The following is a 25,407-nucleotide window of genomic DNA, read 5'->3' as shown; positions in this document are numbered from 1 at the left end:
CTGGGTGGCCCAATGTAGAAGGCCAGGCGCGGCTTGGCAGGCGGCTTGCGACCAAGCACGCTTTGCGTAGGACGAAATTGGCCAGGGCGGCTTGAAATTTGTCCGGGCCCGAAACGCAAAGCCCTGTGCCAGCCGTTTCAGGCGGCGCTGGTGGACAATTCCGCGCCATGGATTCACCTCTCAATGCACTCAATGCTCTCGATGGCGACCCGATGCCGCAGCCGCCAGCAGCAGCCGATCTCGATGCTTGCTGCGGCAATGGCTGCGAGCCTTGCATCTTCGATTTGCACGACTTGGCCATGGACCAATACCGGCAAGACCTGCGCGCTTGGCGCGCCCGCCATACCGAGTCCGCCCAGGACCCTCAGCCTTAGCCCGCCGCGATCAAGAAAGACGCCCCAATGCCCCTCACGCTTTACGACTGCGCCAGCGCGCCCAGCCCCCGCCGCGCCCGCATCTTGCTGGCCGAAAAAGGCATTGCTCACGACACGGTCGAGATCGACCTGCGCCGTGGCGAGCAGATGGGCCAGGCCTACCGGCAACTGAACCCGCAATGCACGGTGCCGGCGCTGCGCACCGAGGAGGGCCTACTGCTGAGCGACAACGCGGCCATCGCCGCCTATCTGGAGGCGCGTTTTCCGCAGCCGCCGCTGCTGGGCATCTCGCCCGAAGAGAAGGCCGAAATCGCCAGTTGGAACTGGCGCATCGAGTTCGAGGGGTTGCTGGCCATTGCCGAGGCACTGCGCAACAGCTCGCCGGCGATGGTCAACCGGGCGCTGCCCGGCCCGGTGAACTATGCGCAGATTCCCGCGCTTGGCGAGCGCGGTCGTGCCAGAGTGCAACAGTTCTTCACGAGCTTGGACGAGCGTTTGAAAGGGCGCGACTTCATCGCCAGCGAGCGTTTTAGCGTGGCCGATATCAGCGCCGTGGTGGCGGTGGATTTCGCGCGCGTGCTGCGCATCAAACCCGATGAGAATAGCCAGCCCGATCTGCACCGCTGGCACTTGGCGATGGCGCGGCGGCCGACGATGGCGCTGCCGCCCAAGGCATAGCCAAGTCTATTTTTCGAACTTCAGCAACTCACTTGCCATCACTCTGATGGCGCTCAGGCATTTGCCCTTGGATTCGGTGAACTTGTTCAGCGGACCCATTTCGCAGCGATCAGCACCGCTGACCTGAACCTTGGCAATTTCGGTGCAGGGGATGCCGGCGAATTGAATCGAACGGTTGCGCGATTCGCCCGGCTTGACGGCCGCAAAACTGGTCAAGGCATTGCCGTAGACCGCGCCGTTGGATCGCAAGGCGATGAAGTCTGGCACCAGATTGCTGATCTCATACGGCAAGTTATTGGCCAGGCTGAGATCGAAACGGCAGCCGGCCGGCGCATCAAAGCGTCGCAGCAACTGCAGCTCGATCATGTTCTCGATCTTGAGCTCTTCTGTTGCTTGGGGCGCCGATGCAGCAGCTTCTTTGGACTCTAAAAAACGCCAGGTACCGTTGTCCTTCAACAGGATGCGGCGACCCTTCTTGTCGGTCATCTCGAAATCGGCGCGAGCACTCCCGTGGGCTCCAATGGCCAGGGCAAGCATCAATAAACTGCTCTTCAATACTGTGGCTGGGCGCATGCTAAGAAATCTCTCGAAAAAATGAATGGGGCGGGCACTTGAAATGGCCAACGAGCGCTATTGTGCCGGCGATGCGAGCCAGCACTTCAAGTCCAGCGTCGACGGTGAGCGCTCAGGCCAGCATGAAGCTGAGCCGGGCCTCGCCTTGAACGCCCATGCTGTTGACGCGCAGCATGAAGTCGGAGCGGCCGGCATTGGCCTCGATCAGGCTGGCCAGTCTTTCCAGTGGCTGGCTGCTGATGCGTGCGGCGTTGAGTGTCGGGGCGTCGCTAGACGAGCGTTTTTTCAACAAAGCGGCCATCGAGCGCATAAAGCGCGTGGCCTGTTCGACTTGTTTGCTGCTGGGTGCATGCTGGGTGCGGCTGGCCTGCATTTCCTGCGCGCTGCAGCCCGCTGCAAGCCCTCCGATCAGCACGCAAGCGTTGAGGTCGAGCAGGCCCACCGCGTACACGCCCTTGCGGCCGGCGCTGCCGTAGAGCGCGATCAACTGTGGCGATTGTTGAATGAACAGACCCTGCTCGTGCATGCGTGTCAATTCAAAACCGCGCATGCCCAGATGGGCGAACAGCGCTTGTTGAGTTTGTGCCAATGATTCGATGGCCTGGGGTGGTCGGGTCTTGGCAGCGGGCAAGATGTCCGCGTTCTTGGGCCTGCCGGCTCGCTGATTGAAAGAGCTGCGGCCCAGGCCAAGCGCCACGGCGCTGCGCAGAGTGAGGTCGTCAAAGGGCTTGTTGAGAAAGAACAAGGCACCGTTGCTGCGCGCCTGGGTGCGGCATTCGCTCGCCGTGTCGGTGGTGATGAAGCCCACAGCGACATGGTGGTGACCGGTCTGCCTGAGGGTTTGCAGCATCTCGATGCCCGAGACTCCGGGCATATGCCAGTCCGACAGAACCAGGTCCGGTTTGAATGAAGCCACCTTGTCGAGGGCGTCGGCCCCATCGCTGGCGGTTTGAAATAGCAAGTCGCCGAGCTCCTCGCATTCAAGCGTGCGGCGAATGATGGCCTGTATGGCCCGGCTGTCATCAACAATCAAGATGCGCTTACTATTTGCGTTAGCAAAGGCGGACATCGGTGCTTCCCTCGCGGCCCTGTGATGACGTCGGGCCGAATCCTGAATGGTCTTGCTGAGCTCCCCGTGACCATGCCGCTTTTGGCGTGCTGGTTGATTGCCCTTGACAGCAGGGCTTGTTGGGAGCGCAGTTTCAGTGTTCCAAGATGAAGCATTCGCCGGAATATCGACCTAAATACCTGCCAAATTGGCCGTTAGGAAATGACCCCCCACAAGCCTGCGAAATAGTGCGCAGCAAGGCCGATTTTGACCTAAGTGTTTACGCGGGGTTTGCTCACTCGCCGCACAATCGAGTGATGGAAAAAGCAGTTGAAATGGTCGATGCGGTCGTGATTGGCGCCGGCGTGGTGGGCTTGGCCGTCGCGCGTGCCTTGGCAATGAGTGGCTTGGAAACGCTGTTGCTGGAGCGTGCCGAACGCATCGGCAGTGGTGTCAGTTCGCGCAGCAGCGAGGTCATCCACGCCGGGCTGTATTACCCGCCGGGCTCGCTGAAGGCGCGGGTTTGCGTGCAGGGGCGTGACATGCTGTACGACTATTGCGAGTCGCATCAAGTGGCTTTTCGGCGTTGCGGCAAGCTGGTGGTGGCGACCGATGCCGCTCAAGTGAGCGGTCTGCAGGCCTTAGCGGACAGGGCGCGGCGCAATGGTGTCCACGATTTGCGCTGGCTCGACGGAACACAGGCGCAGGCCTTGGAGCCGGCCCTGACCTGCGTGGCCGCGCTGGCCTCGCCGTCGACCGGCATCATCGACAGCCACGGTTTGATGCTCGCCTTGCTGGGCGACTTCGAGGCGGCCGGTGGCGCCCTGGCCCTGTGTTCCACCGTCACCCGGCTGCGGCGCGATGAGCAAGTCTGGCGGCTGCTGGTGCAAGCGGGCGGTGCTGAAATGGCCTTGCATGCCGGCGTCGTCGTCAACGCGGCGGGCCTGTGGGCGCCAGGGCTGACGCAGTGCACCGAAGGGCTGCCGCTTGAGCAGCAGGCGCGCGCTCATTTCAGCAAAGGCAGCTATTTCGCCTTGGCCGGTCCGGCGCCTTTTAGCCGGCTGATCTACCCATTGCCGCAAGATGCCTGGCTGGGTGTGCATCTGAGCCTGGACCTGGGCGGGCAAGCCCGTTTTGGCCCGGATGCCGAATGGCTGCACGGCATCAGCGACCCGCAGCAACTCGACTACCGTGTTGAGGCGGGTCGGGCCGAGGCTTTCTATGCCGATGTGCGGCGCTACTGGCCGGCCTTGCCGGACGGCGCCCTGCAGCCGGCTTATAGCGGCGTGCGGCCCAAGATCCACGGGCCGCAAACGCCGGCGCCGGACTTTCGCATTGACGGGCCGAGCCAGCATGGTCAGCCCGGCTTGGTGAATCTTTTGGGGATAGAGTCGCCGGGCTTGACCAGTTGCTTGAGCATCGCGCAACAGGTGTTGGTCAGCTTGGAGCTCGCTCAGGCCTCGTCGGTGAGCCAGACGCCATCGCGCAGCAGCTGATAGGGCTTGAAATCCGTCTTGTAAGCCATCTTGGGGCTCTCGGCGATCCAATAGCCCAGGTAGAGGTGGGTCAGTTGCAGGTCGCGCGTTTGTTGTAGCTGCCACAGCACGTTGTAGGTACCGTAACTGGTTTTTTCTTCGGGCTCGTAAAAGGTATAGACGGCCGACAGGCCGTCGCTGAGGATGTCCAGAATCGAGACCATTTTCAGCCGCAGTGAACCATCGGCCTGCGGCTCGCGGAACTCCACCATGCGCGAATTGATGCGGCTTTGCAGCAAAAACTGCGTGTATTGATCAACGCTGTCGTGGTCCATGCCGCCGCCCGAGTGTCGGCCGGTCTGGTAGCGCAGATAGAGCTCGTAGTGCTCTTGGCTATAGCCCAGGCGCATCACCTTGGCTTGCAGATTGCGGTGCTGATGCCAAGCGCGACGCTGGCTGCGGGTGGGCGTGAAACTTGCGGCCGGCACACGCATCGGCACGCAAGCTTTGCAGCCGTCGCAATAGGGGCGGTAGGTGAACAAGCCGCTGCGCCGAAAACCCGCCGCCACCAGCCCCGAGTAGGCGTCGGCATGAATCAAATGACTGGGCGTGGCCACTTGCGAGCGCGCTTGCCGGTCGGGCAAGTAGCTGCACGGATAGGCGGCAGTGGCATAGAACTGCAATTGCGCCAGCGGGAGCTCTTTGGGGTAAGTCACGGCTGATCCAGCAAGGCCCAAAGGGCCGGATGATAAGACCAGTCGGCCGGTCCCGGCTCGGTCACCGCCGCTCTGACATGCGCCTCGAAGGCGCTGCGCGGCACTTCGGCTGCACCCAGTGAGGCCAGATGACCGGTGTTTTGCTGGCAGTCAATCCAAGGGATGCCATGCTTGCGGCACAGGCAGACCAAGGCGGCCAGTGCGATCTTGGATGCATCGGTGCGGCGCATGAACATCGATTCGCCGAAAAACATGCGGCCGATGTTGACGCCATAGAGTCCGCCGACCAGTTCGCCGTCCATCCATGTCTCGATGCTGTGGACCGCACGCGACTGCGCTGCCCATGCCACATAGGCGGCCTGCATTTCCGGCAAGATCCAGGTGCCGGCCTGGCCCTCGCGCGGTGCGCCCGCGCAGGCGCTCAAAACCTCGGGCAGCGCGCTGTCAACGCGGATTTCACAATTGGCCGAGCGCCTGAAATGGGCCAGGGTCTTGCGCAAAGAGCGCGCGAGTTTGAAGTGCTGGGTTTGCAGCACCATGCGTGGATCGGGTGCCCACCACAGCGGCGGCTGCCCAGCACCGTACCAGGGGAAGATGCCGCGCGAATAAGCCGCTTGCAGGCGCTGCGGGCTCAGGTCGCCGCCGGCGGCGAGCAGGCCGGGTGCGTCCGATTCAGCGCTCAAGGCTTGTTCGCTGGGCGGGAAATCCAAAGAGTTTTCATCAAGCCAATCAATCATGGCCGTCATGGTAGCGTGCGCCCAAGATCAACGTCCATTTAGTCCTCACCTCATGATCACTCTGTACGGAATCAAAAACTGCGACACCGTCAAGCGCGCAAGCGCCTGGTTGGCCGAGCAAGGCTTGGCCTATCAATTCCATGACTTCAAGAAGGCCGGCGTGCCGCCCGAGGCCTTGGCCCAGTGGTGCGAGCAACTGGGCTGGGAACGGGTCTTGAATAGGTCCGGAACGACCTGGCGCAAGCTTGATGAGGCCAGCCGCGCAGCGGTGGTCGACAGCGCCTCGGCGCAAGCGCTGCTGCTGTCGCAGCCCAGTGCCATCAAACGCCCGGTGATGCAATGGGCGGACGGTCGCTTGAGCATAGGGTTTTCGGCCGAGCTGTTTGCCTCGCATCGCTGACAAAGCCAACAAAGCCGAGGCCCGTCTGCCGAACTGATAAGCTGAGCGGCTCTGCAATCAGCGTTGTCATTTCCCCATGTTCACAGGCATTGTTCAAGCCGTCGCCAGCGTGGCGTCCATCACCGACCGGCCCGGCTTGCGCAGCTTCACGCTGCAATTTCCGGCCGGGTTTTGCGCCGGTCTTGAGATCGGTGCCAGCGTCGCTTGTGATGGCGTTTGTTTGACCGTCACGGCCTTGGGGCCCCAAGACAGTGCTGACTTCGACGTGATGCAGCAAAGCCTGAAGCTGACCACCTTGGCAGAGCTGGAGCAGGGCAGCTTGATCAATGTCGAGCGGGCCGCCCGCGACGGCGCCGAGATTGGCGGCCACCCACTGTCCGGCCATATTGATTTCATGGCCACGGTCGCCGCGATCCGCCGGCCTGAGAACAATGTTTGTGTACGCATTCAAGTGCCACCGAACTGGATGCGGTATATCTTCGCCAAGGGCTATATCGCCATCAATGGCGCCAGCCTGACGGTGGCCGAGGCGGACCGCAAGCAAGCCTGGTTCGAGGTCTGGTTGATCCCCGAAACGCTGCGCATGACAACTTTTGGCGCCAAGGGCGAGGGCGCCTTGCTCAATATCGAGATCGAGCGGCAGACGCAGGTTTTTGTCGATACGGTGAGGGCGGCGATAGATGAGCGTCTGGGCCCCTTGCTGCCCGCATTGGAAAAACTCCTGGCCGCGCAGGGCCAAAGCTTGGACGATCTTGCCAAGCCCCCTGGTCTGAATGGGTAGGCAGACCGCTGAACTGCTTTGATGAGCTACATCAAGCGGCACAAAGAAATCCATGAATTTTTGAAGGAAATGGTTTTCCCTGAGGTTCTCCCTTCTACACTGCGTGCCAATTGTTCGGGCCCTGTTGTAGTCGGTTCGAAAGGGAAACTATGGAACAGTCAAGCACTCCGATTCATGCTGTGCAGGCTTGGTTGGCCGCGCAGACACCTGGTGCAGTCTTGGACGGCGTTCCGGTAGGCGTATTGCTGGAGCATTTTCTGCAAGCGCAGGCCCAGGGCTTGCCCTCGGCCGGGCATGAATTGCAGGTGTTGGAAGTGTTGGTCGATCATTGGCTCAAGCGCATGCAGGCCGATATCGAGAGCTTCCCGCCCGCTGCCGTGGCGGTGCTGGATGAACAGAAAAAGCAGATACTCGGCATGCATCAAGCCCTGAGTGACTTGCAAAACTGTTTGCAACTACTGCGCCTGAGTCAGTTCAAGCAGTTCAAACTGTCCGGGCTGGCTGCCCGGGCTTCGGAGCGGCCCAAGTCATGGCAGTCCATGCAGCCCCAGCCCCAGCCCCACGCCCAGCGGCGCAACAAGGCTATCGTTCAGCCGGTTTGACTCAGCTGCGCGCGTGCAGCTTGGCATGCACGCGCCGGGTCGCCCGCCAGACGGACCACAACACCAGCGGTATGACGGCGCCCACGGCCATCTCCGGATTGACACCGAGGCCAGCCGATTTCAAGGCCTTGGCGGCATAGAGCAAGAGGCTCACGACATAGTAGGAAATGGCCGCGATGGAAAGGCCTTCCACCGTCGTCTGCAGGTTCAGCTGCAAATCCTGACCCCTGGTGAGCTTGGCCAGTAACAGATGGTTTTGCTGTTCGGTGGCGATGTCGACCCGGGTGCGCAGCAGCGCGCTGACGCGCTCGATGCGCTGCGACAAGGAGGCCAACCTTTGCGCGGTCGCTGCCACAGTGGCAATCGCCGGTGAGAGCCGGCGCTGCATGAATTCCCCCAAAGTTTGCGTGCCTGGAATCGGTCTCTCGCGCAGCTCGGCAATGCGCTGACGCACCAGCGTGTCGTAGGCTTGGGTCGCGGCGAAGCGGTAGGCATGCTGGGCGGTGGCGCGTTCAACCCCCGCAGCAACATGGATCAAGGTGTCCAGCAGCTCGCTCTCGGACGCCTGCTTACCCTCGAGTTTGAGTGTCACATCGGCCAAGCTGGCCTCGGCCTGCGCCAACACCGGCGCAATGTCTTTGGCCACCGGCAGGCCGCGTAAAGCCATCAAGCGGTAGACCTCCAGTTCCAGCAAGCGCTGCGAGATCCGGCCGGCGCGTGTTGGGCTGGTGCCGGGCGGCGCGATCACCAAAATGCGTTCGAAGCCACTGGGCAGCAAACGGAAGTTGGTGACCACCACCGAGTGGCCGGCATGGCCGGACTCTTCCGAGTTGCCCATCATGGAGGCCACCACAGTACGCCCTCCAAACCATTGCTGGCCCAAGGCTCGAGCCTCATCGGGGCGGCTGATGTCATGCTCCAACATCACCAGCTTGACGGCGGCCACCGTGCGCCCGGGCAGCTGCCGCAGCCAGTCTGCATCCACTCGCATGGCCGACATCAGCTCCGGCTCGTTGCAGCCTAGAAGGGCTCGGGTTGGCAAGGCTTGGACGATAGCGTAGCGGGTGAACTCGCTGTGGCGCTCCCATTTGACCGTGTGGCCGTCGCCGCGCAGGCGCAAAAAATTGCCCTGCATCGCTTCCAACTGCAAACCCTCTTGGCCGGGCAGGCGGCGCAGATGTTCGCACTCGGCCTCGCGGCTCACGCCCTCGTTGAGCACGGCCACGCTGATGATCAGGGCGGGCAGGTGGATGCGCGCCGATGGCCGGGCATGTACCTCGTTGTGGAGCAGATAGCGCAGCCCATCATCAGGCGGCAGGATAGAGGGGGCGGCAGTGGCGGCTAAGTTATGCATGATCTTGGGCATGATCTTGGGCAAGAAGACGGAGAGCAGGAAGCAGTAAGCACAAAGCAGGCCAGTGGTGGCAAAGTACCCACCGCCATGCTGTCAACATGAGCGCGCCGGCTGGATAAGCCGGCGCGCAGGTTCATGTGTCGTGCTTTGCCCCTCGTCTTGCAAGGAAGCCAAGCCGGGTAGCAGCTTAACCCTTGGTTGCTCAAGCCAAGTTGCGCAACTCCCGCAGCGCGACCGAGAGCATCGCCAGATCCACCGCCTTGGCTTCGCTGAATTCGCCCAAGAGCTTGTGAGCGCGCTCCAGTGCATCCTGGTTGCGGGTGGCCCAGTTGCTGAGCAGTTCGGGCGCGGATTGAGCGCCGCCTTGCCCCAGCACATCCAAGGCGATCGCGCGTTGCAGACCGGACAGGTCGTCGCCCAGCGCAGCCTTGGCCTGGGTTTGCCAGTAGCTGTCTGCGGCCAAGGCATCGATCTGCTGGCGCAGCCGCTCCAGGCCCAGCTTCTGACCCAGCTTGGCGTGCACTTCGCAAACGACTTCCAGCGAATGCTGGGTGGCATCGGCGATCTCGGCGATATCGAGTGCCGCAAACAGCTCCTCGGCATGGCTGACGTCGCGCGCAATATCGATCGGCACGCCAGCCTCGACACGAGCCGCAGCACGCGCAGACAGATCGTTATGCTGGACCAGCGTGGTGCGCAAGACCTCCACTGCCGGTGCAAAGCGCTTGATTACCTGCTCCATCGGCTCAGCCAGGCGGCGCGAGCGCAAGAACCAGTTGGTCGCATGCGCGCCCAAACGGCCCAACTCGTCGATCATGTCGGCCTGCACCTCATCGGGCACCAGATTGTCCAGTGCCTCGATCTTCAGCCACAGCGGCACATAGCCGAAGACCTCGCGGGTGGCCAGGTAGGCGCGCACGATCTGCGCCGGCTTGGCGCCGCTGGATTCACTCAGACGGTGGACAAAGGTCGCGCCGACCCGGTTCAGCATGCTGTTGAGCACATGGGTGACGATGATTTCGCGCTTGAGCGGATGGCGCGGGATGTAGGAGGCGAATTTCTCGCGCAGCAGCGCCGGGAAGTAACGCTCTACAGCAGTACCAATCCAGCTGTCCTCAGGCAGATCGGAGCTCATCAACTCGTCAGACAGCCACATCTTGCTATAGGCCAGCAAAACCGCCATTTCCGGTGTCGTCAGGCCGATGCCGCGGGCCTTGCGCTCCTTGATCTGGTCATCGGTGGGCAAGAATTCGATCGCCCGGTTCAAACGCCCGGCCCGCTCCAGGAAGCGGATAAAGCGCGCTTGCTGGTCAATCAGCGCTGCACCTTGGCGGCTGGCGATGGAGAGCGCCTGGGTTTGGAAATAGTTGTCACGCAAAACCAGCGAGGCGACCTCATCGGTCATCTGCGGCAGCAGTACATTGCGCTGCTTCAGCGTCATCTCGCCGTCACCCATGGCCAAGCCCAAGAGAATCTTGATATTGACTTCATGGTCCGAGGTGTCCACGCCGGCCGAGTTGTCGATCGCGTCGGTGTAGATGCGCACACCGGCCAGTGCCGCCTCGACCCGCCCGCGCTGCGTGCAACCGAGGTTGCCGCCTTCGCCCACGACCTTGCAACGCAAGTCCGCGCCGTTGATGCGCAGCGCGTCATTGGCGCGGTCGCCCACATCGGCGTGCGTTTCACTGGCTGACTTGATGTAGGTGCCGATGCCGCCGTTGTAAAGCAAATCAACCGGCGCCTTCAGGATCGCACTGAGTAACTCGTTAGGAGCCAGTCGCTCGGCCGTGATACCGAGCACGGCCTGTGCTTGCGGTGAAATAGGGATCGACTTTTCAGAGCGTGCCCAGATGCCGCCACCGGCCGAAATCAGGCTGGCCTCATAGTCAGCCCAGCTGGAACGTGGCAGCTTGAAGAGGCGCTCGCGTTCGGCAAACGAGGATGCTGCGTCCGGGCTCGGGTCGATGAAGACATGGCGGTGGTCAAACGCTGCCACCAAGCGGATATGGGGTGACAGCAACATGCCGTTGCCGAACACGTCGCCCGACATATCGCCGACGCCGACCACCGTGAACTCTTCGTTCTGGGTGTTGACGCCAATCTCGCGGAAGTGCCGCTTGACCGACTCCCAGGCACCGCGCGCGGTGATGCCCATGGCTTTGTGGTCATAGCCGACACTGCCGCCTGAGGCGAAAGCGTCGCCCAGCCAATGGCCATATTCCAAGCTGACCGCGTTGGCATAGTCGGAGAAGGTGGCGGTGCCTTTGTCGGCTGCCACCACCAGATACGGGTCGTCCTCATCCAGGCGCACGACTTGGGGCGGTGCCACCACCAAGCCGGCGGCGTAGTTGTCGGTCAGGTCCAAGAGTGCGCGCAGATAGTCCTGATAGCAACTGATGCCTTCCTTCATGAAGGCTTCGCGGTCCGACTGAGGCGGAGCCTTTTTCAACACGAAGCCGCCCTTGCTGCCGACGGGCACGATGACGGTGTTCTTGACCATCTGCGCCTTCACCAACCCGAGGACTTCGGTGCGGAAGTCTTCCGGCCGGTCCGACCAGCGCAGGCCGCCCCGAGCAACCTTACCGCCGCGCAAGTGGATGCCCTCAAAGCGTGGCGAGTAGACCGATATTTCATACAGCGGCCGCGGCTCCGGCAGGCCGGGAATCTTGGCCGAATCGAGCTTGAAGCTCAGGAAACTGCGGCGTGGGCCGGCAGCACCCGTGTGGCCGATGCCGGTGCGCCAGAAGTTGGTGCGCAGCGTCGCTTGAATCAGAGCCAGCAATTGGCGCAAGACCCGGTCTTCTTGCAGATTGCTGACCTTCTCCAGCGCCTTTTCAATCCCGTTGACTTGGGCGTTGGCGCCAAGCTCATCATGGGCCGCGGGGTCAAAGCGCAGCTTGAACAGCGTCACCAGCATGCGGGCAATGCGCGGATGCGCGGCCAGCGTGGCCTCGATGGTCGCCTGCGAGAGTGCAAAACCGATCTGGCGCAAATACTTGGCATAGGCACGCAGCACGACGATTTCGTCGTTGGCCAGGCCGGCGCGCAGCACCAGGCGGTTGAAGTCGTCGTTCTCGACCTCGCCGCGGAAGACGCGTGCAAAGGTGTCTTCGAACAAGCGCGCCAAGGCCTCGGGCTCGATCTCGTCGGACACGCTCGCTTGCAACTCGAAGTCGTGCAGCGAGACGCTGCTATTTTGACCCGCGGCATCGAGAATGCGGTGGTTGTGCTCGCCCAGTACGCGCACGCCCATATGTTCCAGCATGGGCAAGCTGTCGGACAGCACGACCGCTTGACCTGAGCGGTAGACCTTGAAGCCCAGCGTGCCGGATTCCGCGCCGAAGGGGCGATACAGGGCCAGTGCCAGCGGCGCCTCCGGGCTCAGGCTGGCCAGCTTGACGACATCGGGCACAGCAGCGCGCGCACTCACGCGCTCGCGGTAGCCGGCGGGGAAGCCCGCTCCCCAGCGCTTGAACAACTCCAGCCCGCGCGCCTCGCCTTCGGCGTCGACCAGCGCGTCGCGCAAGTCATCGTCCCAGCGGCGTGCCGCGGCCGTCAGGCGCGCCTCCACCTCCTTGCGATCAAACACCGGCACCTGGCCCGGCGTCGTGCGTACGGTGAAGTGGATGCGCGCCAGCACCGCGTCACTCAGCTGCACATCAAACTCGGCGCTGCTGCCGCTGAAGACCTGCATCAAAATAGCCTGGAACTTGATCCGCATATCGGTCGAGTAGGCCTCGCGCGGGACGTAGACCAGGCAGCTGAAGAAGCGGTCAAACGGATCGCGGCAAACGAATAGACGCAGCCGTTGGCGCTCTCCCAAAGCCAGGATGCCCAGGGCGGTCTCATACAGCTCGTCGTTGGAGATCTGGTAGAGATCGTCGCGTGGATAGGTCTCCAAAATATGCTGCAAGGCCTTGGCCAAGTGGCCACCCGCAGGCAGGCCGGCGCGCTGTGTGATGGCGTCAACCCGGCCACGCAGCAGGGGTGTCTCAGAGACCCGCGCACTGTAGGCGGTGGACGTGAACAAACCTATGAAACGGTGCTCGCCGGTGACCTGCCCTGACGAGTCATAACGCTTGACGCCGACGTAGTCGGTATAGCCGGCCCGGTGCACGGTAGAGCGAGTATTGGCCTTGGTGATGACCAGCAAGGGCGAGGGCGCGCGCGCCAGTGCGCGGGCATTGGCGGGCAGCATCGAGAAGCTGCTGGAGAGTTTCTCCTCCGATGTTTCACGCAAGAGGCCCAGACCACTGCCCGACACCAGACGCAAGGCGTCTGCACCTGCTTCGGTGACCAATTCATGGCAGCGATAGCCCAATAGCGTCATATGGTCATCGGCCAACCATTGCAAAAAGGCCAGGCTTTCCTGGACTTCGGCCTTGTCCAAGGCTGCCGGAGCCTGCTCCAATTCTTTGATGGTCGCGCGCAAGGCGCCGACCATAGGTTGCCAGTCCTGTACCGCCGCGCGCACATCGCCGAGCACGCGCTCGATGCCGGCCAGCAACTCATGGCGCTGCTGCGCATCGATGATGCGGTCGACCTCGATATGCATCCAAGATTCGCGCTTGAGCCCCGGCGCGTCGACTGCCTCGCTGCGCGGGCGGATGCTCAGCAGTTGGCCGTCGGCATCGCGCTCGACGCCGAAAATCGGGTGCACAATCAGATGCAGGGTTAGGCCCTGGCGATTGATCTCGATGGTCGTCGTGTCGACCAGAAAGGGCATGTCGTCATTGATGATGTCGATCACCGAATGGCGCGAAGCCCAGCCGTTGTCGGCCACGCTGGGGCTCAAGACCCGCGCCAAGGTCTGGCCGGGTTGGCGCTTGGCACCAAATTGCAGGTGCGAAAGCAGGGCGCCGAGCAGGTCTTCCGGCGTGCGCGCCAGCAGGTCTTCGGCGTCGACGCGGCGAAAATACTCGCGCCCGAAACTTTCAATCATGGCCCCTTGTTCGGGCGCTTGTTGACGGGTGGCGGCCAAAGCCAGCACCGCGTCGATTCGTTCGCGCTGTAACGCGTTGAGAGGGTCAGTCATTGCTTGTCTCCTTGGAATCATGAACGCCACCAGGCAGTTGCCTTGCCGCGCGTCTGGCCAGCAGTGTGCCTCAGCCAAACCAGGGCAATGGCCTTGACTGGCCGAAAAACCCGTCTATATGCATTTTCTGCATCGCCTATGTACTTTGCCTAAGCTGCTCGGCGATCCAGTCGTCGACCTTGCGGTCCAGCAGGTCCAGCGGCAAGGCGCCGTCGTCCAGCAGCATGTCGTGATAGGCCCGCAGATCAAATTTCTCGGCCAGGCCAGCCTCGGCGCGGGCCCGCATCGCCAACACACGCAACTGGCCAATCTTGTAGGACAGCGCTTGACCCGGCCAGCCGATGTAACGGTCTACTTCGTTGACGATATCGACCTCGGTTTTGGGCGCATTGGCGCGGAAGTAGTCAATCGCTTGATCGCGCGTCCAGCGCTTGGCGTGCAGACCGGTGTCCACCACCAAACGCACCGCCCGCCACATGTCGTAGGTCAGTTGACCAAAATGCGAGTAGGGGTCTTGGTAGAGCCCGAGCTCAAAACCGAGCTTCTCGGCATACAGCGCCCAGCCTTCCAGATAGGCGTTGTAGCCGGCGAAGCGGCGAAACTTGGGTAGGTTTTGCTGCTCTTGCGCCAAGGCGATCTGCAGATGGTGGCCGGGCACCGCTTCGTGGACGGTCAGGACTTCGATCTCATAGATCGGCCGCATCTCGGGCCGGTAGAGGTTGACGTAGTAGTAGCCGGCGCGTTTGCCATCATCGGACGGGCCGCTGTAATAGGCGGCCGTGGTGTTGGGCGCGCTGGTCGCGGGAATGGCGCGCACACCGTAGGGCGTGCGCGGCAGCTTGCCGAACAGCTTGGGCAACTCCGGTTCGATCTTCTTGGCTGTCAGCACGTAGGCGGCGAACAGCTCTTGCTCACTTTTGTAATAGAACTTGGGATCATTGCGCAGATGCTCGAAGAACTCGGTCTTGCTGCCGCTGAAATTGAGCCGATCCATGACCGCCTTCATTTCGCCGTGGATGCGTGCCACCTCGGTCAGGCCGATCTGGTGAATCTGTTCGGCGTCGAGCAAGGTGGTGGTGTGAAAGCCGATGCGGTTGGCGTAGTAGGCGGCGCCGTCGGGGCTGTCCCAGATGCCCACCGTCTCCCGGCAGGCGGGTAAATAGAGTTCGGCAAAAAAGCGCCGGAACTGGCGGTAGGCCGGCACGATCTGCTCGCCGATGAGCTGGCAGGCTGCGGCTCTCAGGCGCGCCACTTCGGCCGCCTCAATGCGCGGCGGCATGTGCCGAAAGGCCGTGTAAAAGGGGCTTTGTTCAGGAACGTCCACCACTTGCAGATCCAATTGAGGCAAGACGCGGGCCATCAATATGCGCGGTTGGGTGCGACCGCTTTGGGCGGCGTCGCTGAGCAGCTTGGCGTATTGCGCCAAGTAGGCGGGCAGGGCGCGCAGCCGCTGCAGCCAGATGTCGAAATCAGCGGCCGTGTCCAGCGGCATGAACTCGGCCACTTCATTGAGTGATTGGGGCCCCTCACGGGCAGACATTGCCCAGGCCCAGGGCTGAAATGGAGCCACATCCAGTCGGGCCAGCAATTCATGTTTGAACAACTGTGCGTTGAGCTTCTCTGCCTCGGGCAGGCCCGTCTGCATCAAGGACTCCAACTCACGCAGGGCGGCTCGATTGGCCTGCTCTGCTTTCACCAAAGCAGCCGGATGCAGGTCTGGCCAGAAGGCGTTGAAGCGTGGGTCGCCGATATAGGTGGCCTGCAATGGGTTCTCGGCCAGTTCGCGCTCCCAGCAAGCATCGAACAAGGCGTGCAGGCGCTGCACCGAGTTGGGGTAAGACTGGGGCATGGTGATCTGGCCTTTGCTGCGTGCGAGTGATGGGCGGCCCAGCATTCTTGCCGATTTTTGCAGGCCTTTTCAGCGACTGGCGCGGCCACCCAGACTGGCCTTCGCAAAGTTGCTGTTGTAGGCGACGGACTTGCAAGCAAAGCTCCGTCATCAAACCTGTGAATGTGCAGCCCTCATTGGGGAAACCCTGGGTGCAAGGGCTTCGGGTGGCTCGGCAGGCTGGTCTAGACTCTGCGCATGCGTGCAACCACCGAGCCTGGGTTTTTGAGTCGCCGAGACGTTCTAGCCGGTGCTGCGGCCGCGTCGCTTGGCGCGCCGGCGTGCTGGGCCGCCGGCAAGGGCGATATACAAACGGTCAAACACGATATGCAGCCTTTGCAGGGCGAGACCGAGTCTCTGGCCTTGCTGGTGTTGCGCCTGCTGATGGAAAAAACCATTGCCAGCCATGGGCCCTATCGCTTTGAAGCGCTGCCACCGCGCGACAGCATCACCCAAAGCCGAACCTTGTTGGAGCTGCGAGCCGGCAGTTTGGACGTGGTGGCCAGCATGAACTCGCTGGCACGTGAGGCCGACGGCATCCAGGTGCGCGGTTGCCTCAGGCGTGGCCTGAACGGCTTGCGCTTGCCGGTTTGCTTGGCCAGCCGGCAGGCCGAGCTTGAGGGCATCAAGGACTTGGCGCAGGCCAAGAAATTGCGCGTCGCCCAGGTCTCGCATTGGCCCGACGCCACGGTGCTGGAGAGCAATGCTTGGCCGGTGCAACGGATTCAGCGACTGGGCGTTTTCGACGCGATGTTGGGCTTGGGCCGTTTCGATGTTTTTCTGCTGGCCTCGGACGAGGCCTTCGGTATCGTGCAAGCCCTGCCCAAGTTGGCGGTGCTCAAGCAATGGCTGGTGGCCTACCCGTCCACCTTCGCCTTTATGGTCAGCCATGCGCGGCCCGAATTGGCCGAGCGATTGCGCCAGGGTTGGAAGCTGGTGCAGGCGGACGGCAGCTTTGAGGCCTTGCACGACAAGGCGGTGGGTTGGCAAGTCAGGCAGGCCCATCTGGCCGAGCGGCGCTGGCTGATCCTGAATAACCCGGATCAGCCGCCGCAGGCGCTGCAGCAAGATGCCAAACTTTGGCATCCGCTGGTGCGCCAGCGCTTGATCGAGCCCTTGTTGAAGGGCTGAGCTTGCTTAAAGCAAGTCAAGCACCGCGCCTGAACTGGCGCTCGACGCGTTCTTGGCGAATTTGGCCATCACGCCGCGGGTGTAGCGCGGCGCTGGCGCCACCCAGGCCGCGCGGCGACGCGCCAGTTCTTCATCGCTGACGTGCAACTCCAGCAGCAGCTGGTGCGCGTCGATGGTGATGCGGTCGCCTTCTTGCACCAGCGCAATCACGCCGCCGGCATAGGCCTCAGGCGCCACATGGCCGACCACCATGCCCCAGGTGCCGCCGGAGAAGCGCCCGTCGGTGATCAGGCCGACGCTCTCGCCCAGGCCTTGGCCGATCAAGGCGCCGGTAGGCGCCAACATTTCCGGCATGCCGGGGCCGCCCTTGGGGCCCAAGTAGCGCAAGACCATCACGTCACCGGCGACGATCTTCTCGGCCATGATGGCGGCCAGCGCCGACTGCTCGTCTTCGAACACCCGTGCCGGCCCGCTCATCACCGGGTTCTTGAGGCCGGTAATCTTGGCCACGCAGCCCTCGGGTGAGAGATTGCCCTTCAGGATCGCCAGATGTCCTTCGGCATAGATCGGGTTGGTGACCGGGCGGATCACCGTTTGGTCGGCGCGCAGATCGGGCACCTCGGCCAGGTTCTCGGCCACCGTTTTGCCGGTGATGGTCATTGCGTCGCCGTGCAGCAGGCCGTGTTTCAGCAGCTCCTTCATCACCGCCGGGATGCCGCCGGCATGGTGCAGGTCGATGGCGAGGAACTGGCCGCTGGGCTTCAAGTCACACAGCACCGGCGTCTTGCGGCGCATGCGTTCGAAGTCGTCGATGCTCCACTCGACCTCGGCCGCATGAGCGATCGCCAAGAAGTGCAGCACGGCATTGGTCGAGCCGCCGGTGGCCATGATCACGGCTACTGCGTTCTCGATTGCCTTTTTGGTGACGATATCGCGCGGCTTCAGATCTTTTTTGACCGCCTCCACCAGCACGGCCGCTGCCCGCTTGACGTTCTCGGTCACTTCGTCTTCGACGTTAGCCATCGTTGACGAATAGGGCAGGCTCATGCCGAGCGCCTCGAAGGACGAGCTCATGGTGTTGGCTGTGTACATGCCGCCGCAGGAGCCGCTGCCGGGGATGGCGCGCTTTTCGATTTGGCAAAAATCCTCTTCGCTCATCTTGCCGGCCGAGAACTGGCCGACCGCCTCGAACACGCTGACGATATTGAGATCCTGGCCCTTGTACTTGCCCGGCAAAATCGTGCCGCCGTAGACATACAGGGCCGGCACATTGGCGCGCAGCATGCCCATCATGCCGCCGGGCATATTCTTGTCGCAGCCGCCAATCACCATCACGCCGTCCATCCACTGGCCGCCGACGCAGGTCTCCACGCAGTCGGAAATCACTTCGCGCGAGACCAGGCTGTATTTCATGCCCTCGGTGCCCATGGCCATGCCGTCCGAGATCGTCGGCGTGCCGAAAACTTGCGGGTTGGCGCCAGCTTCCTTGAGGCCAATGACGGCCGCGTCGGCGAGCTTTTGCAGTCCGGAGTTGCAGGGTGTGATGGTCGAATGGCCGTTAGCGACGCCGATCATCGGCTTGCCGAAGTCGCTTTCCTGATAGCCCATACCGTAATACATGGAACGGTTTGGTGCGCGGGCGACGCCTTCGGTGATGTTCTTGGAGCGGCGGTTGGCTGCGGTCATGGGGGGTCTCCTTGGGATGTGCTCGCAGTATGCGGTGCGCTTGTTTTATGTTCAAATATATTATTAACTCTACATTAATACACTTTTCATATCAATGACTGATTTGCGGAGCTTGCGCCAGTTCCTTGCGGTGGCCGAGGAGTTGCATTTCGGCCGTGCCGCCGAACGCCTGCACATGACGCAGCCGCCTTTGACACAGGCGATCCAGAAGTTGGAGGCCAGCCTAGGCACGTCGCTGTTCGAACGCAGCAGCCGTTCGGTCGCCTTGAGTGCAGCCGGCTTGGCCTTGCTTCCACTAGCGCGTGCCTTGCTGGCGCAGGCCGACACGCTGCCGGCCTTGGTTCAAGCGGCGGCGCGCGGCAGCAGTGGCCGGCTGCGCCTGGGCTTTGTGTCGACCGTGGGCTATGGTGACTTGCCGCGCTGGTTGCGGCTGTTCCGTGAGGTGTATGCCGACATTGAGCTGACGCTGCGCGAGGCGACCCTGGATGTGCAATTGCGCGAGTTCGAGCAAAACGACTTGGACGCCGGCTTCATCATCCATGCGCCTGGCGCTCATCCCGCCGGCTTTGAGCGGCTGAAAATTTCCAGCGAGGCAATGGTGCTGGCGCTCAGCACCGAGGCGGTCGGGGCCGATGCCGCCAGCCTGGATGCGGCGACGGTGCTGGCTCAACCCTTGGTGATTTTTCCCCGAGACATTGCGCCGTCCTTGTTTGACGCGTTGCTGGGTTTTTACCGCCAACACGGCTTGGCTCCAAATATTGTGCAGCAGGCGATCCAGATGCAGACCATCGTCAATCTGGTCTCGGCCGGCATAGGCCTGGCCTGGGTGCCGGCCAGTGTGATGGCGTTTCAACGCGCCGGTGTGGTCTATCGGCCCTTGGCCGGGGTGGCCCCTGTGTGCGAAACAAGTCTGATCTGGCGCCGCGGCGCTGCCCCGACGGTTTTGCGTTTTGTGGAGCATATCGAGCGTTTGTTGAGCCCTTGAGCATGAAAGCGTGCTTGAGTCACTTGTTGTTGCAGTTCGTCGCAGCACTTGGCTTGCTGCGTCGGCAGTGGGGACAATAGATACTCTCGCACTCAAGCTCACACATTGCCTATGCCCATCAAGTTCTTGCCCCGCCGTTTTGCTCACATGCTTTGCCTGATCGCCCTGTTTGGTGGTGGTCCTGTCGCGCAGGCCGCACTGTTCAAGGATGCGCAGTTTCAGATTTTGCTGGATGCCGGCCGCTTCGAGGACTTGGAGCGTGCTGCAAAGGCCCGGTTGAAGCTCAAACCCGATGATGTGCAGGGCTTGGCCGCCGCCGCGCTGGCCAGCAGCGATGCTTACGACACGGGGCGACTCGACACTGCGGCCAAGCTGGCGCAGACTTGCCGCGAGCGCGGCCCGCAAGAAGCGATTTGCTACTACGCGGCGGCCGAGGTGATGGGCCATCAGGTACAGATGATCAACCCCTTGAAAGCGGTCAGCATGGTGGGCCGCCTGAAGGACGCCTTGCACAAGGCGCTGGAGCTTGACCCGACGCTGTACGCCGCGCGCAGCAAGCTGGTGCAGCTCTATTTGTTCACGCCGCAGATGCTGGGCGGCAGTGCGGCCAAGGCCAAGGCGCTGGAGGCTGAAATTCGTGCCAGCCAAGCCGAGCAGGCGCGCTTGCTCAGATCCTTGGTGGCCGCTGCGGCCGAAAAATGGCCCGAGGCCGAACGTGAGTTGATGGCCGTGCGCGCGGGCAGCGACGGCGCCTTGTTGGCCGATGTTCGCGAGGCCTATTCACAGCTGGGCCGGCATTGGATGCGGGAGCAGCAGTTTGACAAGGCGCGGGCCTTGTTCGAGCAGTTGCAGCGCGATCAACCGAGCCAGGCCATGGCGGCCTATTGCCTGGCTCGCTTGGCGTTGGATCAGGGGCAAAACGAGGCCGCGGTGCGCCATCTGGAGCGCGCCAAGAGCTTGGCCGGTGCGCAGCAGTTGCCCATCGACCATAGGCTTGGCGAAGCCTGGTTGGCGCTGGATGACAGGGCCGCAGCCAAGGCCGCTTTTGCCCGCGCCGCCGCGGATAAATACATCCGGCCCAATTACGCCAAGGATGCACGCAAGAGCTTGGCCGAGCTCGGTTGATCGGCACTCGGTCAGCCTTCGCATGCGGCGCACTATGATGCGCGGCTGATTTCCCAAGCTGAACTTCCCAAGGACTAGACGATGTGGGTGCATCCCCAATTTGACCCTATCGCCATCAAACTCGGCCCCTTGGCCGTGCATTGGTATGGCCTGACCTATCTGGCCGCCTTCGGTCTATTCCTGTTCCTGGCCAATCGGCGGGTCGCGCAAACGCAGTTCGCGCAAGCGGGCTGGAGTCGCCGCGATGTCGACGACCTCTTGTTCTTCGGCGTGTTGGGTGTGGTGCTGGGCGGACGGCTGGGTTTTGTGCTTTTCTACAAGCCTGATTACTACTTGCACCACCTCGGCGAAGTGTTGGCGGTCTGGAAGGGCGGCATGGCGTTTCATGGCGGCTTGCTCGGCGTGATTGCCGCGATGGCCTTGTTCGCCAAGCTGCGCGGACGCAAGTTCTTCGAGGTCACCGATTTGATTGCGCCCTGCGTGCCCACAGGTCTGGCGATGGGGCGGCTGGGTAATTTCATCAACGGCGAGTTGTGGGGCAGACCGGCCGACGCCAGCCTGCCTTGGGCGATGGTGTTTCCGCAGTCGCCGACCTTGGATCCTCGCCATCCCTCTCAGCTCTATCAATTCCTCGGCGAAGGTCTGCTCTTGTTCGTCTTGTTGTGGTTTTATGCCCGCAAGCCGCGCCAGACCGGCCAGGTCTCGGGCATGTTCTTGATCGGCTATGGCATCTTCCGATTCATGGCCGAATATTTCCGCGAGCCCGATGATTACCTCGGGCTGCGCTGGCTGAATCTGAGTCAGGGTCAGTGGTTGTGCGTGCCCATGGTGGCCGCCGGCTTGCTCATCTGGATTTTGTCGAGCCGCCGCAAGGCCTGACCCTAGTTAATTTCTGCCTGCTCCCATGCGTCAAATCTTCTTCGACACCGAAACCACTGGCCTGGCCGCCGAGGGCGGCGACCGTATCATCGAAATCGGCTGCGTCGAGATGGTCAACCGCCAATTGACCGGCAACAATCTGCATCTTTACGTCAATCCGCAGCGCGCCAGCCATGAGGACGCGCTGCGTGTGCACGGCCTGACCGAGGCGTTTTTGTCCGACAAGCCTTTGTTTGCCGACATCGCCGACCAATTGTTGGAGTTCTTGGCTGGTGCCGAGTTGGTGATCCACAACGCGCCCTTCGACATTGGCTTCGTCAATGCCGAGATGAAGCGGCTGCGCCGCCCGCCCATCACCGACACCGTCGGCAGCGTGCGAGACACGCTGTTGATGGCGCGTGATCTGTTCCCGGGCAAGGCCAACTCGCTCGACGCGCTGTGCCGCAGGCTGGAGGTCGATAACTCGAACCGCAAACTGCACGGCGCTTTGCTCGATGCCGAGTTGTTGGCCGAGGTCTATATCCGGCTGACGCGCGGTCAAGATTCGCTGGTCATGGATGACTCGGGCGGCAATGATCAGTCGGCTGAATTCAAACTGGCCGCTATTGATCTGAGCAGCTTTGCGCTGCCTGTTTTGCAGGCCAGCGAGGAAGAGTTACTGGCTCATGAGCGCGTGTTGGGCGAGCTGGACAAGGCCAGCGGTGGAAAAAGAATTTGGCAAGCCGCTTGAGTACTCTTTGAACTTCATGGCATAATTGTGGGCTTCGCAGTTAGCGAAGATTTGAAAGTTCGGGCGGTTAGCTCAGGGGTAGAGCACCACATTCACACTGTGGGGGTCGCAGGTTCGAAACCTGCACCGCCCACCAGATGCCTCGATCGGCGTTAGCGACGAGACAAGCTGGTGGATTCGATTCAGAAATTCAGGGCGGTTAGCTCAGGGGTAGAGCACCACATTCACACTGTGGGGGTCGCAGGTTCGAAACCTGCACCGCCCACCAGATCAACCTCGCCAAGTCAGACGACTTCGCGAGGTTTTTTCTTGCCTGCTCGCTTGGCGCGATGGGCAACAAACAGACTGTGCGATGCTGCGGGTTTTTGTCGAGTGGCAGGTTTGGCGCGAGCGCCGACACTTGAGACCAACCATTGAAGCAAGGAGTCACCAAGCATGACCCGTCATAGCCCCGCCTGGTTCGATCAGCAATACAACAACCGCGCCCGCGTGGCCGACAGCGCCGATATCTTGAACCGTTGGGCCAAGGCCTCGCAATTGGTGCGCGAAAAGTCCCGCTGCTTGCTCGATATTCCCTATGGTGAGGCCGCGGCCGAGCGGCTGGATGTATTCCCATCGGACGTGCCCCATGCGCCGGTGCTGGTGTTCTTGCACGGCGGCTATTGGAGAGCGCTGGACAAGTCGGACAGCTCTTTTGTGGCGAGCTCCTTCACCGATGAAGGAGCGATGGTCGTGATACCCAACTATTCGCTGTGCCCGGCTGTCGGCATGGCCCGCATTCCGCTGCAACTGGTGCAGGCTCTCGCCTGGGTCTGGCGTCATGCGGCGGAGCATGGGGGGGATCCGTCGCGCGTAGTGCTGGTCGGGCATTCCGCGGGTGCGCATTTGGCCAGCATGTTGAACTGCTGTGATTGGAAAGCGGTGGCACCGGATCTGCCGCATCACCTGGTCAAGGGCGTGTTGGCGATCTCGGGCGTCTATGACCTTGCCCCCGTCCGGCAGGCGCCGTTTTTGCAGGCCGATTTGAAGCTCGACGCCGACACCGTGCGCCGGCTCAGCCCGGTACAGTTTCCCGCACCCGAGGCGCCGGTCTATGCGATCGTGGGCTCACAAGAGAGCGAAGAGTTCAAACGCCAAAATCGTTTGATCCGCCAGGCCTGGGGCCGCCGCGTGGTGCCGATTTGTGAGGAAATCAAAGGCTGCAATCATTTCGATATCTTGCATGACCTGGCCGACCCGCAAAGTCGCAGCCATCAGTTGGCGCGGCGCTTGCTAGAGTTGCGCTGGTATAGCGCATTGCTCTGATCAGTAGTTAGCATTTTCAATAAATCGGCAGTGCCATGAATAGTTTGATGATCAGCGCGTTGGCGATGTCGATGAAGAAGGCGCCCACCATGGGCACCACGATGAAGGCCAGATGCGAGGGGCCGAAGCGATGCGTGACGGCCTGCATATTGGCGATCGCGGTTGGCGTCGCACCCAGGCCAAAGCCGCAGTGCCCGGCGGCCAGCACGACGGCGTCATAGTTGCGCCCCATCACGCGGAAGGTGACAAAAATCGCATAGGCGGCTATCGCCAGCGTCTGCACGGCCAGGATCAACAGCATGGGCAGTGCTAAATTGGCCAATTCCCACAGGCGCAAGCTCATCAAGGCCATCGCCAAAAACAGCGCCAGGCTGACATTGCCCAAGACCGAAACTTCGCGGTCAAATACTTGGTGCAGCCCCAGCCCAGCCAGCACATTGCGCAGCAAGACGCCGGTGAAGAGCACGCAAACAAAGGTCGGCAATTCGAACGCCGTGCCGGCGATGGCGCCGGCCAGCAGCTCTCCGCCGGCCAAGCTCAGCGCGATCAAGGCCAAGGATTCGATGAAGGAGTTGACCGTGATCAGCCGGGTAGCCTGCGGCTCTTCAAAGTTGCTCGGCGCTTGATCTTGCTTGTGCTGAGTGCCGGGTGGTGTGACCTTGTTCATCAAAATCTTCGCGACCGGCCCACCGAGCACGCCGCCCAGCACCAAGCCGAAGGTGGCGCAGGCCATCGCCAACTCGGTCGCACCCTGGATGCCGAACTGTTCGCTGAAGACTTTGCTCCAGGCCGCTCCCGTGCCATGCCCACCGGACAAGGTGATGGAGCCGGCCAGCAGGCCCAGGTGTCGATCCAGGCCCAGCAGCGAAGCCATGCCGATGCCTATCATGTTTTGCATCAGCAAGAGGCCCAGCACGACGCCCAGGAACTTGACCATGATGCTGCCGCCGGCCTTCAGACTCGCCAGGTTGGCAGACAGGCCGATGGTGGCGAAAAACGCCAGCATCAGTGGCGTTTGCAAAGAGGTATCGAACTTGACCGTGAAGCCGCTCAACTGCTGCACGAGCAGCATCAGCAAAGCCACCACTAAACCGCCCGCGACCGGCTCCGGAATCGTCAAAGCCTTCAGAACGGCGATGCGTGACACCAGCATGCGGCCAAACAGCAAGACAAGCGAGGCGGCTACGAGGCTACCGTAGCCACTGATATTGCTGACATTCATCGTTTGGTGTCCTAGCAGTTGGCAAGTTAGCTAGCTTACAGGACTTGCGTGACCACCTACACCGCCATATAGCGGCCCGGCCGATGGTTGATGGCCAGTGCTGCGTTGATGGCCAGCATGCCCACAATTGACAGACCGATGCGACCCGGCGGCACAAAGGCCAGTCCGCACAGCAGGATCAGCAAGTCCAGGCCGGCTTGAACATAGCCGGCGCGCCAGCCGTATTTCTCTTGCAGATACAGCACCACCACATTGAGCCCGCCCAGCGAGGCGCGGTGGCGGAACAAGATCAACATGCCGGCGCCGATCAAGAGGCCCCCGGCTATCGCCGCGAACCAGGCGTTGAGTTGGGCAAACTGCAGCCAGCGCGGCAAGGCTTCCGCTAACACCGCCATCAAGCTGACCGCGCAGATGGTCTTGAGCGTGAAGGGCAGGCCCATGCGCTTATAGGCCAGCCAGTAAAAAGGCAGGTTGATGCAGAAAAACAGCGCGCCAAATGGCAGGCCGCTGGCGTAATGCAGCAAGAAGGCGATACCCACCGTACCGCCGGTCAACATGCCCACCTGCTTGAACAGCGCCACGCCCAAAGCGACAAACAAGGTGCCGGTGACCAGCGCTTGTACATCCTCCAGCTTGGAATGCTTGAAGCTGCGGGTGATGGTGTCGCGCAAGCTCATCGAGGG

At 62.0% G+C, this 25,407-nt stretch carries 22 protein-coding genes and 2 tRNA genes; 14 read left to right on the top strand and 10 right to left on the bottom strand.

All coding sequences use genetic code 11. The features are described from left to right. Positions 1-167 precede the first annotated feature (167 nt). A complete protein-coding gene (locus LNV09_RS07355; RefSeq protein WP_263556445.1) occupies positions 168-374 on the top strand; it encodes an oxidoreductase-like domain-containing protein in 207 nt (68 codons plus the stop codon). 27 nt (positions 375-401) lie between these two features. Continuing rightward, positions 402-1,052, top strand: a complete 651-nt coding sequence (locus LNV09_RS07350) for a glutathione S-transferase family protein (protein ID WP_263556444.1) — start codon at positions 402-404, stop codon at positions 1,050-1,052. A 6-nt stretch (positions 1,053-1,058) separates the two neighbouring features. Here the strand turns inward: LNV09_RS07350 and LNV09_RS07345 are convergent, their stop codons facing one another. Next, the gene (locus LNV09_RS07345) at positions 1,059-1,589 is read right to left on the bottom strand and encodes a hypothetical protein (RefSeq protein ID WP_263556443.1); all 531 of its coding nucleotides are present in this window, start codon (positions 1,587-1,589) and stop codon (positions 1,059-1,061) included. A 148-nt stretch (positions 1,590-1,737) separates the two neighbouring features. Continuing rightward, on the bottom strand, positions 1,738-2,694 hold the full coding sequence (locus tag LNV09_RS07340) for a response regulator (protein WP_263556442.1): 957 nt from the start codon (positions 2,692-2,694) through the stop codon (positions 1,738-1,740). A gap of 296 nt (positions 2,695-2,990) precedes the next feature. Here LNV09_RS07340 and LNV09_RS07335 point away from each other — a divergent pair, with 296 nt between their 5' ends. Continuing rightward, positions 2,991-4,169 (top strand): NAD(P)/FAD-dependent oxidoreductase, encoded by a 1,179-nt coding sequence (locus tag LNV09_RS07335; RefSeq protein WP_263556441.1) that lies wholly within the window; start codon positions 2,991-2,993, stop codon positions 4,167-4,169. Here the strand turns inward: LNV09_RS07335 and LNV09_RS07330 are convergent. Next, on the bottom strand, positions 4,127-4,864 hold the full coding sequence (locus LNV09_RS07330) for an arginyltransferase (protein ID WP_263556440.1): 738 nt from the start codon (positions 4,862-4,864) through the stop codon (positions 4,127-4,129). The genes LNV09_RS07335 and LNV09_RS07330 overlap by 43 nt on opposite strands. After that, positions 4,861-5,610, bottom strand: coding sequence for a leucyl/phenylalanyl-tRNA--protein transferase (gene aat / locus LNV09_RS07325; protein ID WP_263556439.1), 750 nt, complete (start codon positions 5,608-5,610; stop codon positions 4,861-4,863). The genes LNV09_RS07330 and aat overlap by 4 nt, the downstream gene beginning before the upstream one ends. 43 nt (positions 5,611-5,653) lie before the next feature. Here aat and LNV09_RS07320 point away from each other — a divergent pair, with 43 nt between their 5' ends. From LNV09_RS07320 to LNV09_RS07310, 3 genes are all read left to right on the top strand, one after another. Beyond that, positions 5,654-6,001, top strand: a complete 348-nt coding sequence (locus tag LNV09_RS07320) for an ArsC family reductase (protein WP_263556438.1) — start codon at positions 5,654-5,656, stop codon at positions 5,999-6,001. A gap of 76 nt (positions 6,002-6,077) precedes the next feature. Beyond that, positions 6,078-6,782, top strand: coding sequence for a riboflavin synthase subunit alpha (locus LNV09_RS07315; protein ID WP_263556437.1), 705 nt, complete (start codon positions 6,078-6,080; stop codon positions 6,780-6,782). Between the two features lie 149 nt (positions 6,783-6,931). After that, complete coding sequence (locus LNV09_RS07310) at positions 6,932-7,384, top strand: hypothetical protein (RefSeq protein ID WP_263556436.1); 453 nt, start codon at positions 6,932-6,934, stop codon at positions 7,382-7,384. 1 nt (position 7,385) lies between these two features. Here LNV09_RS07310 and LNV09_RS07305 read toward each other — a convergent pair whose 3' ends face one another. The 3 genes from LNV09_RS07305 to LNV09_RS07295 form a co-directional block, all read right to left on the bottom strand. Beyond that, positions 7,386-8,738, bottom strand: coding sequence for a DUF3422 family protein (locus tag LNV09_RS07305; RefSeq protein ID WP_263556435.1), 1,353 nt, complete (start codon positions 8,736-8,738; stop codon positions 7,386-7,388). A 202-nt stretch (positions 8,739-8,940) separates the two neighbouring features. After that, positions 8,941-13,773, bottom strand: a complete 4,833-nt coding sequence (locus tag LNV09_RS07300; RefSeq protein WP_263556434.1) for an NAD-glutamate dehydrogenase — start codon at positions 13,771-13,773, stop codon at positions 8,941-8,943. A gap of 136 nt (positions 13,774-13,909) precedes the next feature. Next, positions 13,910-15,622 carry a DUF885 domain-containing protein gene (locus LNV09_RS07295; protein WP_263556433.1) on the bottom strand — a complete coding sequence of 571 codons (1,713 nt, stop codon included), beginning with the start codon at positions 15,620-15,622 and terminating at the stop codon, positions 13,910-13,912. 237 nt (positions 15,623-15,859) lie between these two features. Here LNV09_RS07295 and LNV09_RS07290 point away from each other — a divergent pair, with 237 nt between their 5' ends. Beyond that, complete coding sequence (locus LNV09_RS07290; RefSeq protein WP_263556432.1) at positions 15,860-16,792, top strand: transporter substrate-binding domain-containing protein; 933 nt, start codon at positions 15,860-15,862, stop codon at positions 16,790-16,792. 6 nt (positions 16,793-16,798) lie between these two features. Here LNV09_RS07290 and ilvD read toward each other — a convergent pair whose 3' ends face one another. Further along, complete coding sequence (ilvD, locus tag LNV09_RS07285; protein ID WP_263556431.1) at positions 16,799-18,478, bottom strand: dihydroxy-acid dehydratase; 1,680 nt, start codon at positions 18,476-18,478, stop codon at positions 16,799-16,801. 94 nt (positions 18,479-18,572) lie between these two features. On the opposite strand from ilvD, the gene LNV09_RS07280 reads away from it, so the two are divergent. The 7 genes from LNV09_RS07280 to LNV09_RS07250 all read left to right on the top strand — a co-directional run bounded on the left by LNV09_RS07280 (position 18,573) and on the right by LNV09_RS07250 (position 23,502). Beyond that, the gene (locus LNV09_RS07280) at positions 18,573-19,463 is read left to right on the top strand and encodes a LysR family transcriptional regulator (protein ID WP_263556430.1); all 891 of its coding nucleotides are present in this window, start codon (positions 18,573-18,575) and stop codon (positions 19,461-19,463) included. A gap of 111 nt (positions 19,464-19,574) precedes the next feature. Next, a complete protein-coding gene (locus LNV09_RS07275; protein WP_263556429.1) occupies positions 19,575-20,588 on the top strand; it encodes a tetratricopeptide repeat protein in 1,014 nt (337 codons plus the stop codon). Positions 20,589-20,669: 81 nt separating this feature from the next. After that, positions 20,670-21,467 (top strand): prolipoprotein diacylglyceryl transferase, encoded by a 798-nt coding sequence (gene lgt, locus LNV09_RS07270; RefSeq protein WP_263556428.1) that lies wholly within the window; start codon positions 20,670-20,672, stop codon positions 21,465-21,467. 25 nt (positions 21,468-21,492) lie between these two features. After that, positions 21,493-22,197: a DNA polymerase III subunit epsilon gene (gene dnaQ / locus LNV09_RS07265; RefSeq protein ID WP_263556427.1), complete on the top strand. Its 705-nt coding sequence runs from the start codon at positions 21,493-21,495 to the stop codon at positions 22,195-22,197. Between the two features lie 61 nt (positions 22,198-22,258). Next, positions 22,259-22,333, top strand: a tRNA-Val gene (locus LNV09_RS07260). Between the two features lie 57 nt (positions 22,334-22,390). Beyond that, positions 22,391-22,465 (top strand) — tRNA-Val (locus LNV09_RS07255). A 167-nt stretch (positions 22,466-22,632) separates the two neighbouring features. After that, entirely contained in the window at positions 22,633-23,502 is an 870-nt protein-coding gene (locus LNV09_RS07250; protein WP_263556426.1) for an alpha/beta hydrolase, read from the top strand. Positions 23,503-23,518: 16 nt separating this feature from the next. On the opposite strand, the gene gltS is transcribed toward LNV09_RS07250, so the two are convergent. Next, entirely contained in the window at positions 23,519-24,724 is a 1,206-nt protein-coding gene (gene gltS, locus LNV09_RS07245) for a sodium/glutamate symporter (protein ID WP_263556425.1), read from the bottom strand. Positions 24,725-24,780: 56 nt separating this feature from the next. Next, entirely contained in the window at positions 24,781-25,401 is a 621-nt protein-coding gene (locus LNV09_RS07240; RefSeq protein WP_263556424.1) for a YitT family protein, read from the bottom strand. Positions 25,402-25,407: the final 6 nt, after the last annotated feature.

This window comes from Paucibacter sp. B2R-40, assembly GCF_025717555.1.
Lineage (GTDB): Bacteria > Pseudomonadota > Gammaproteobacteria > Burkholderiales > Burkholderiaceae_C > Paucibacter_A.
Note: the sequence above shows the minus strand (reverse complement) of the source record. Positions and strands in the feature narration are given on the sequence as shown.

Excerpts from the sequence above, each read along its gene's own strand:
- aat (WP_263556439.1), bottom strand. The coding sequence starts at position 5,610 with ATGACGGCCATGATTGATTGGCTTGATGAAAACTCTTTGGATTTCCCG.
- LNV09_RS07240 (WP_263556424.1), bottom strand. The coding sequence starts at position 25,401 with ATGAGCTTGCGCGACACCATCACCCGCAGCTTCAAGCATTCCAAGCTG.
- LNV09_RS07310 (WP_263556436.1), top strand. The coding sequence starts at position 6,932 with ATGGAACAGTCAAGCACTCCGATTCATGCTGTGCAGGCTTGGTTGGCC.
- LNV09_RS07250 (WP_263556426.1), top strand. The coding sequence starts at position 22,633 with ATGACCCGTCATAGCCCCGCCTGGTTCGATCAGCAATACAACAACCGC.
- LNV09_RS07345 (WP_263556443.1), bottom strand. The coding sequence starts at position 1,589 with ATGCTTGCCCTGGCCATTGGAGCCCACGGGAGTGCTCGCGCCGATTTC.
- LNV09_RS07300 (WP_263556434.1), bottom strand. The coding sequence starts at position 13,773 with ATGACTGACCCTCTCAACGCGTTACAGCGCGAACGAATCGACGCGGTG.
- LNV09_RS07355 (WP_263556445.1), top strand. The coding sequence starts at position 168 with ATGGATTCACCTCTCAATGCACTCAATGCTCTCGATGGCGACCCGATG.
- LNV09_RS07295 (WP_263556433.1), bottom strand. The coding sequence starts at position 15,622 with ATGCCCCAGTCTTACCCCAACTCGGTGCAGCGCCTGCACGCCTTGTTC.
- LNV09_RS07275 (WP_263556429.1), top strand. The coding sequence starts at position 19,575 with ATGCCCATCAAGTTCTTGCCCCGCCGTTTTGCTCACATGCTTTGCCTG.
- dnaQ (WP_263556427.1), top strand. The coding sequence starts at position 21,493 with ATGCGTCAAATCTTCTTCGACACCGAAACCACTGGCCTGGCCGCCGAG.
- LNV09_RS07350 (WP_263556444.1), top strand. The coding sequence starts at position 402 with ATGCCCCTCACGCTTTACGACTGCGCCAGCGCGCCCAGCCCCCGCCGC.
- gltS (WP_263556425.1), bottom strand. The coding sequence starts at position 24,724 with ATGAATGTCAGCAATATCAGTGGCTACGGTAGCCTCGTAGCCGCCTCG.
- LNV09_RS07320 (WP_263556438.1), top strand. The coding sequence starts at position 5,654 with ATGATCACTCTGTACGGAATCAAAAACTGCGACACCGTCAAGCGCGCA.
- LNV09_RS07280 (WP_263556430.1), top strand. The coding sequence starts at position 18,573 with ATGACTGATTTGCGGAGCTTGCGCCAGTTCCTTGCGGTGGCCGAGGAG.
- LNV09_RS07290 (WP_263556432.1), top strand. The coding sequence starts at position 15,860 with ATGCGTGCAACCACCGAGCCTGGGTTTTTGAGTCGCCGAGACGTTCTA.
- LNV09_RS07340 (WP_263556442.1), bottom strand. The coding sequence starts at position 2,694 with ATGTCCGCCTTTGCTAACGCAAATAGTAAGCGCATCTTGATTGTTGAT.
- LNV09_RS07305 (WP_263556435.1), bottom strand. The coding sequence starts at position 8,738 with ATGCATAACTTAGCCGCCACTGCCGCCCCCTCTATCCTGCCGCCTGAT.
- LNV09_RS07315 (WP_263556437.1), top strand. The coding sequence starts at position 6,078 with ATGTTCACAGGCATTGTTCAAGCCGTCGCCAGCGTGGCGTCCATCACC.
- ilvD (WP_263556431.1), bottom strand. The coding sequence starts at position 18,478 with ATGACCGCAGCCAACCGCCGCTCCAAGAACATCACCGAAGGCGTCGCC.
- lgt (WP_263556428.1), top strand. The coding sequence starts at position 20,670 with ATGTGGGTGCATCCCCAATTTGACCCTATCGCCATCAAACTCGGCCCC.
- LNV09_RS07335 (WP_263556441.1), top strand. The coding sequence starts at position 2,991 with ATGGAAAAAGCAGTTGAAATGGTCGATGCGGTCGTGATTGGCGCCGGC.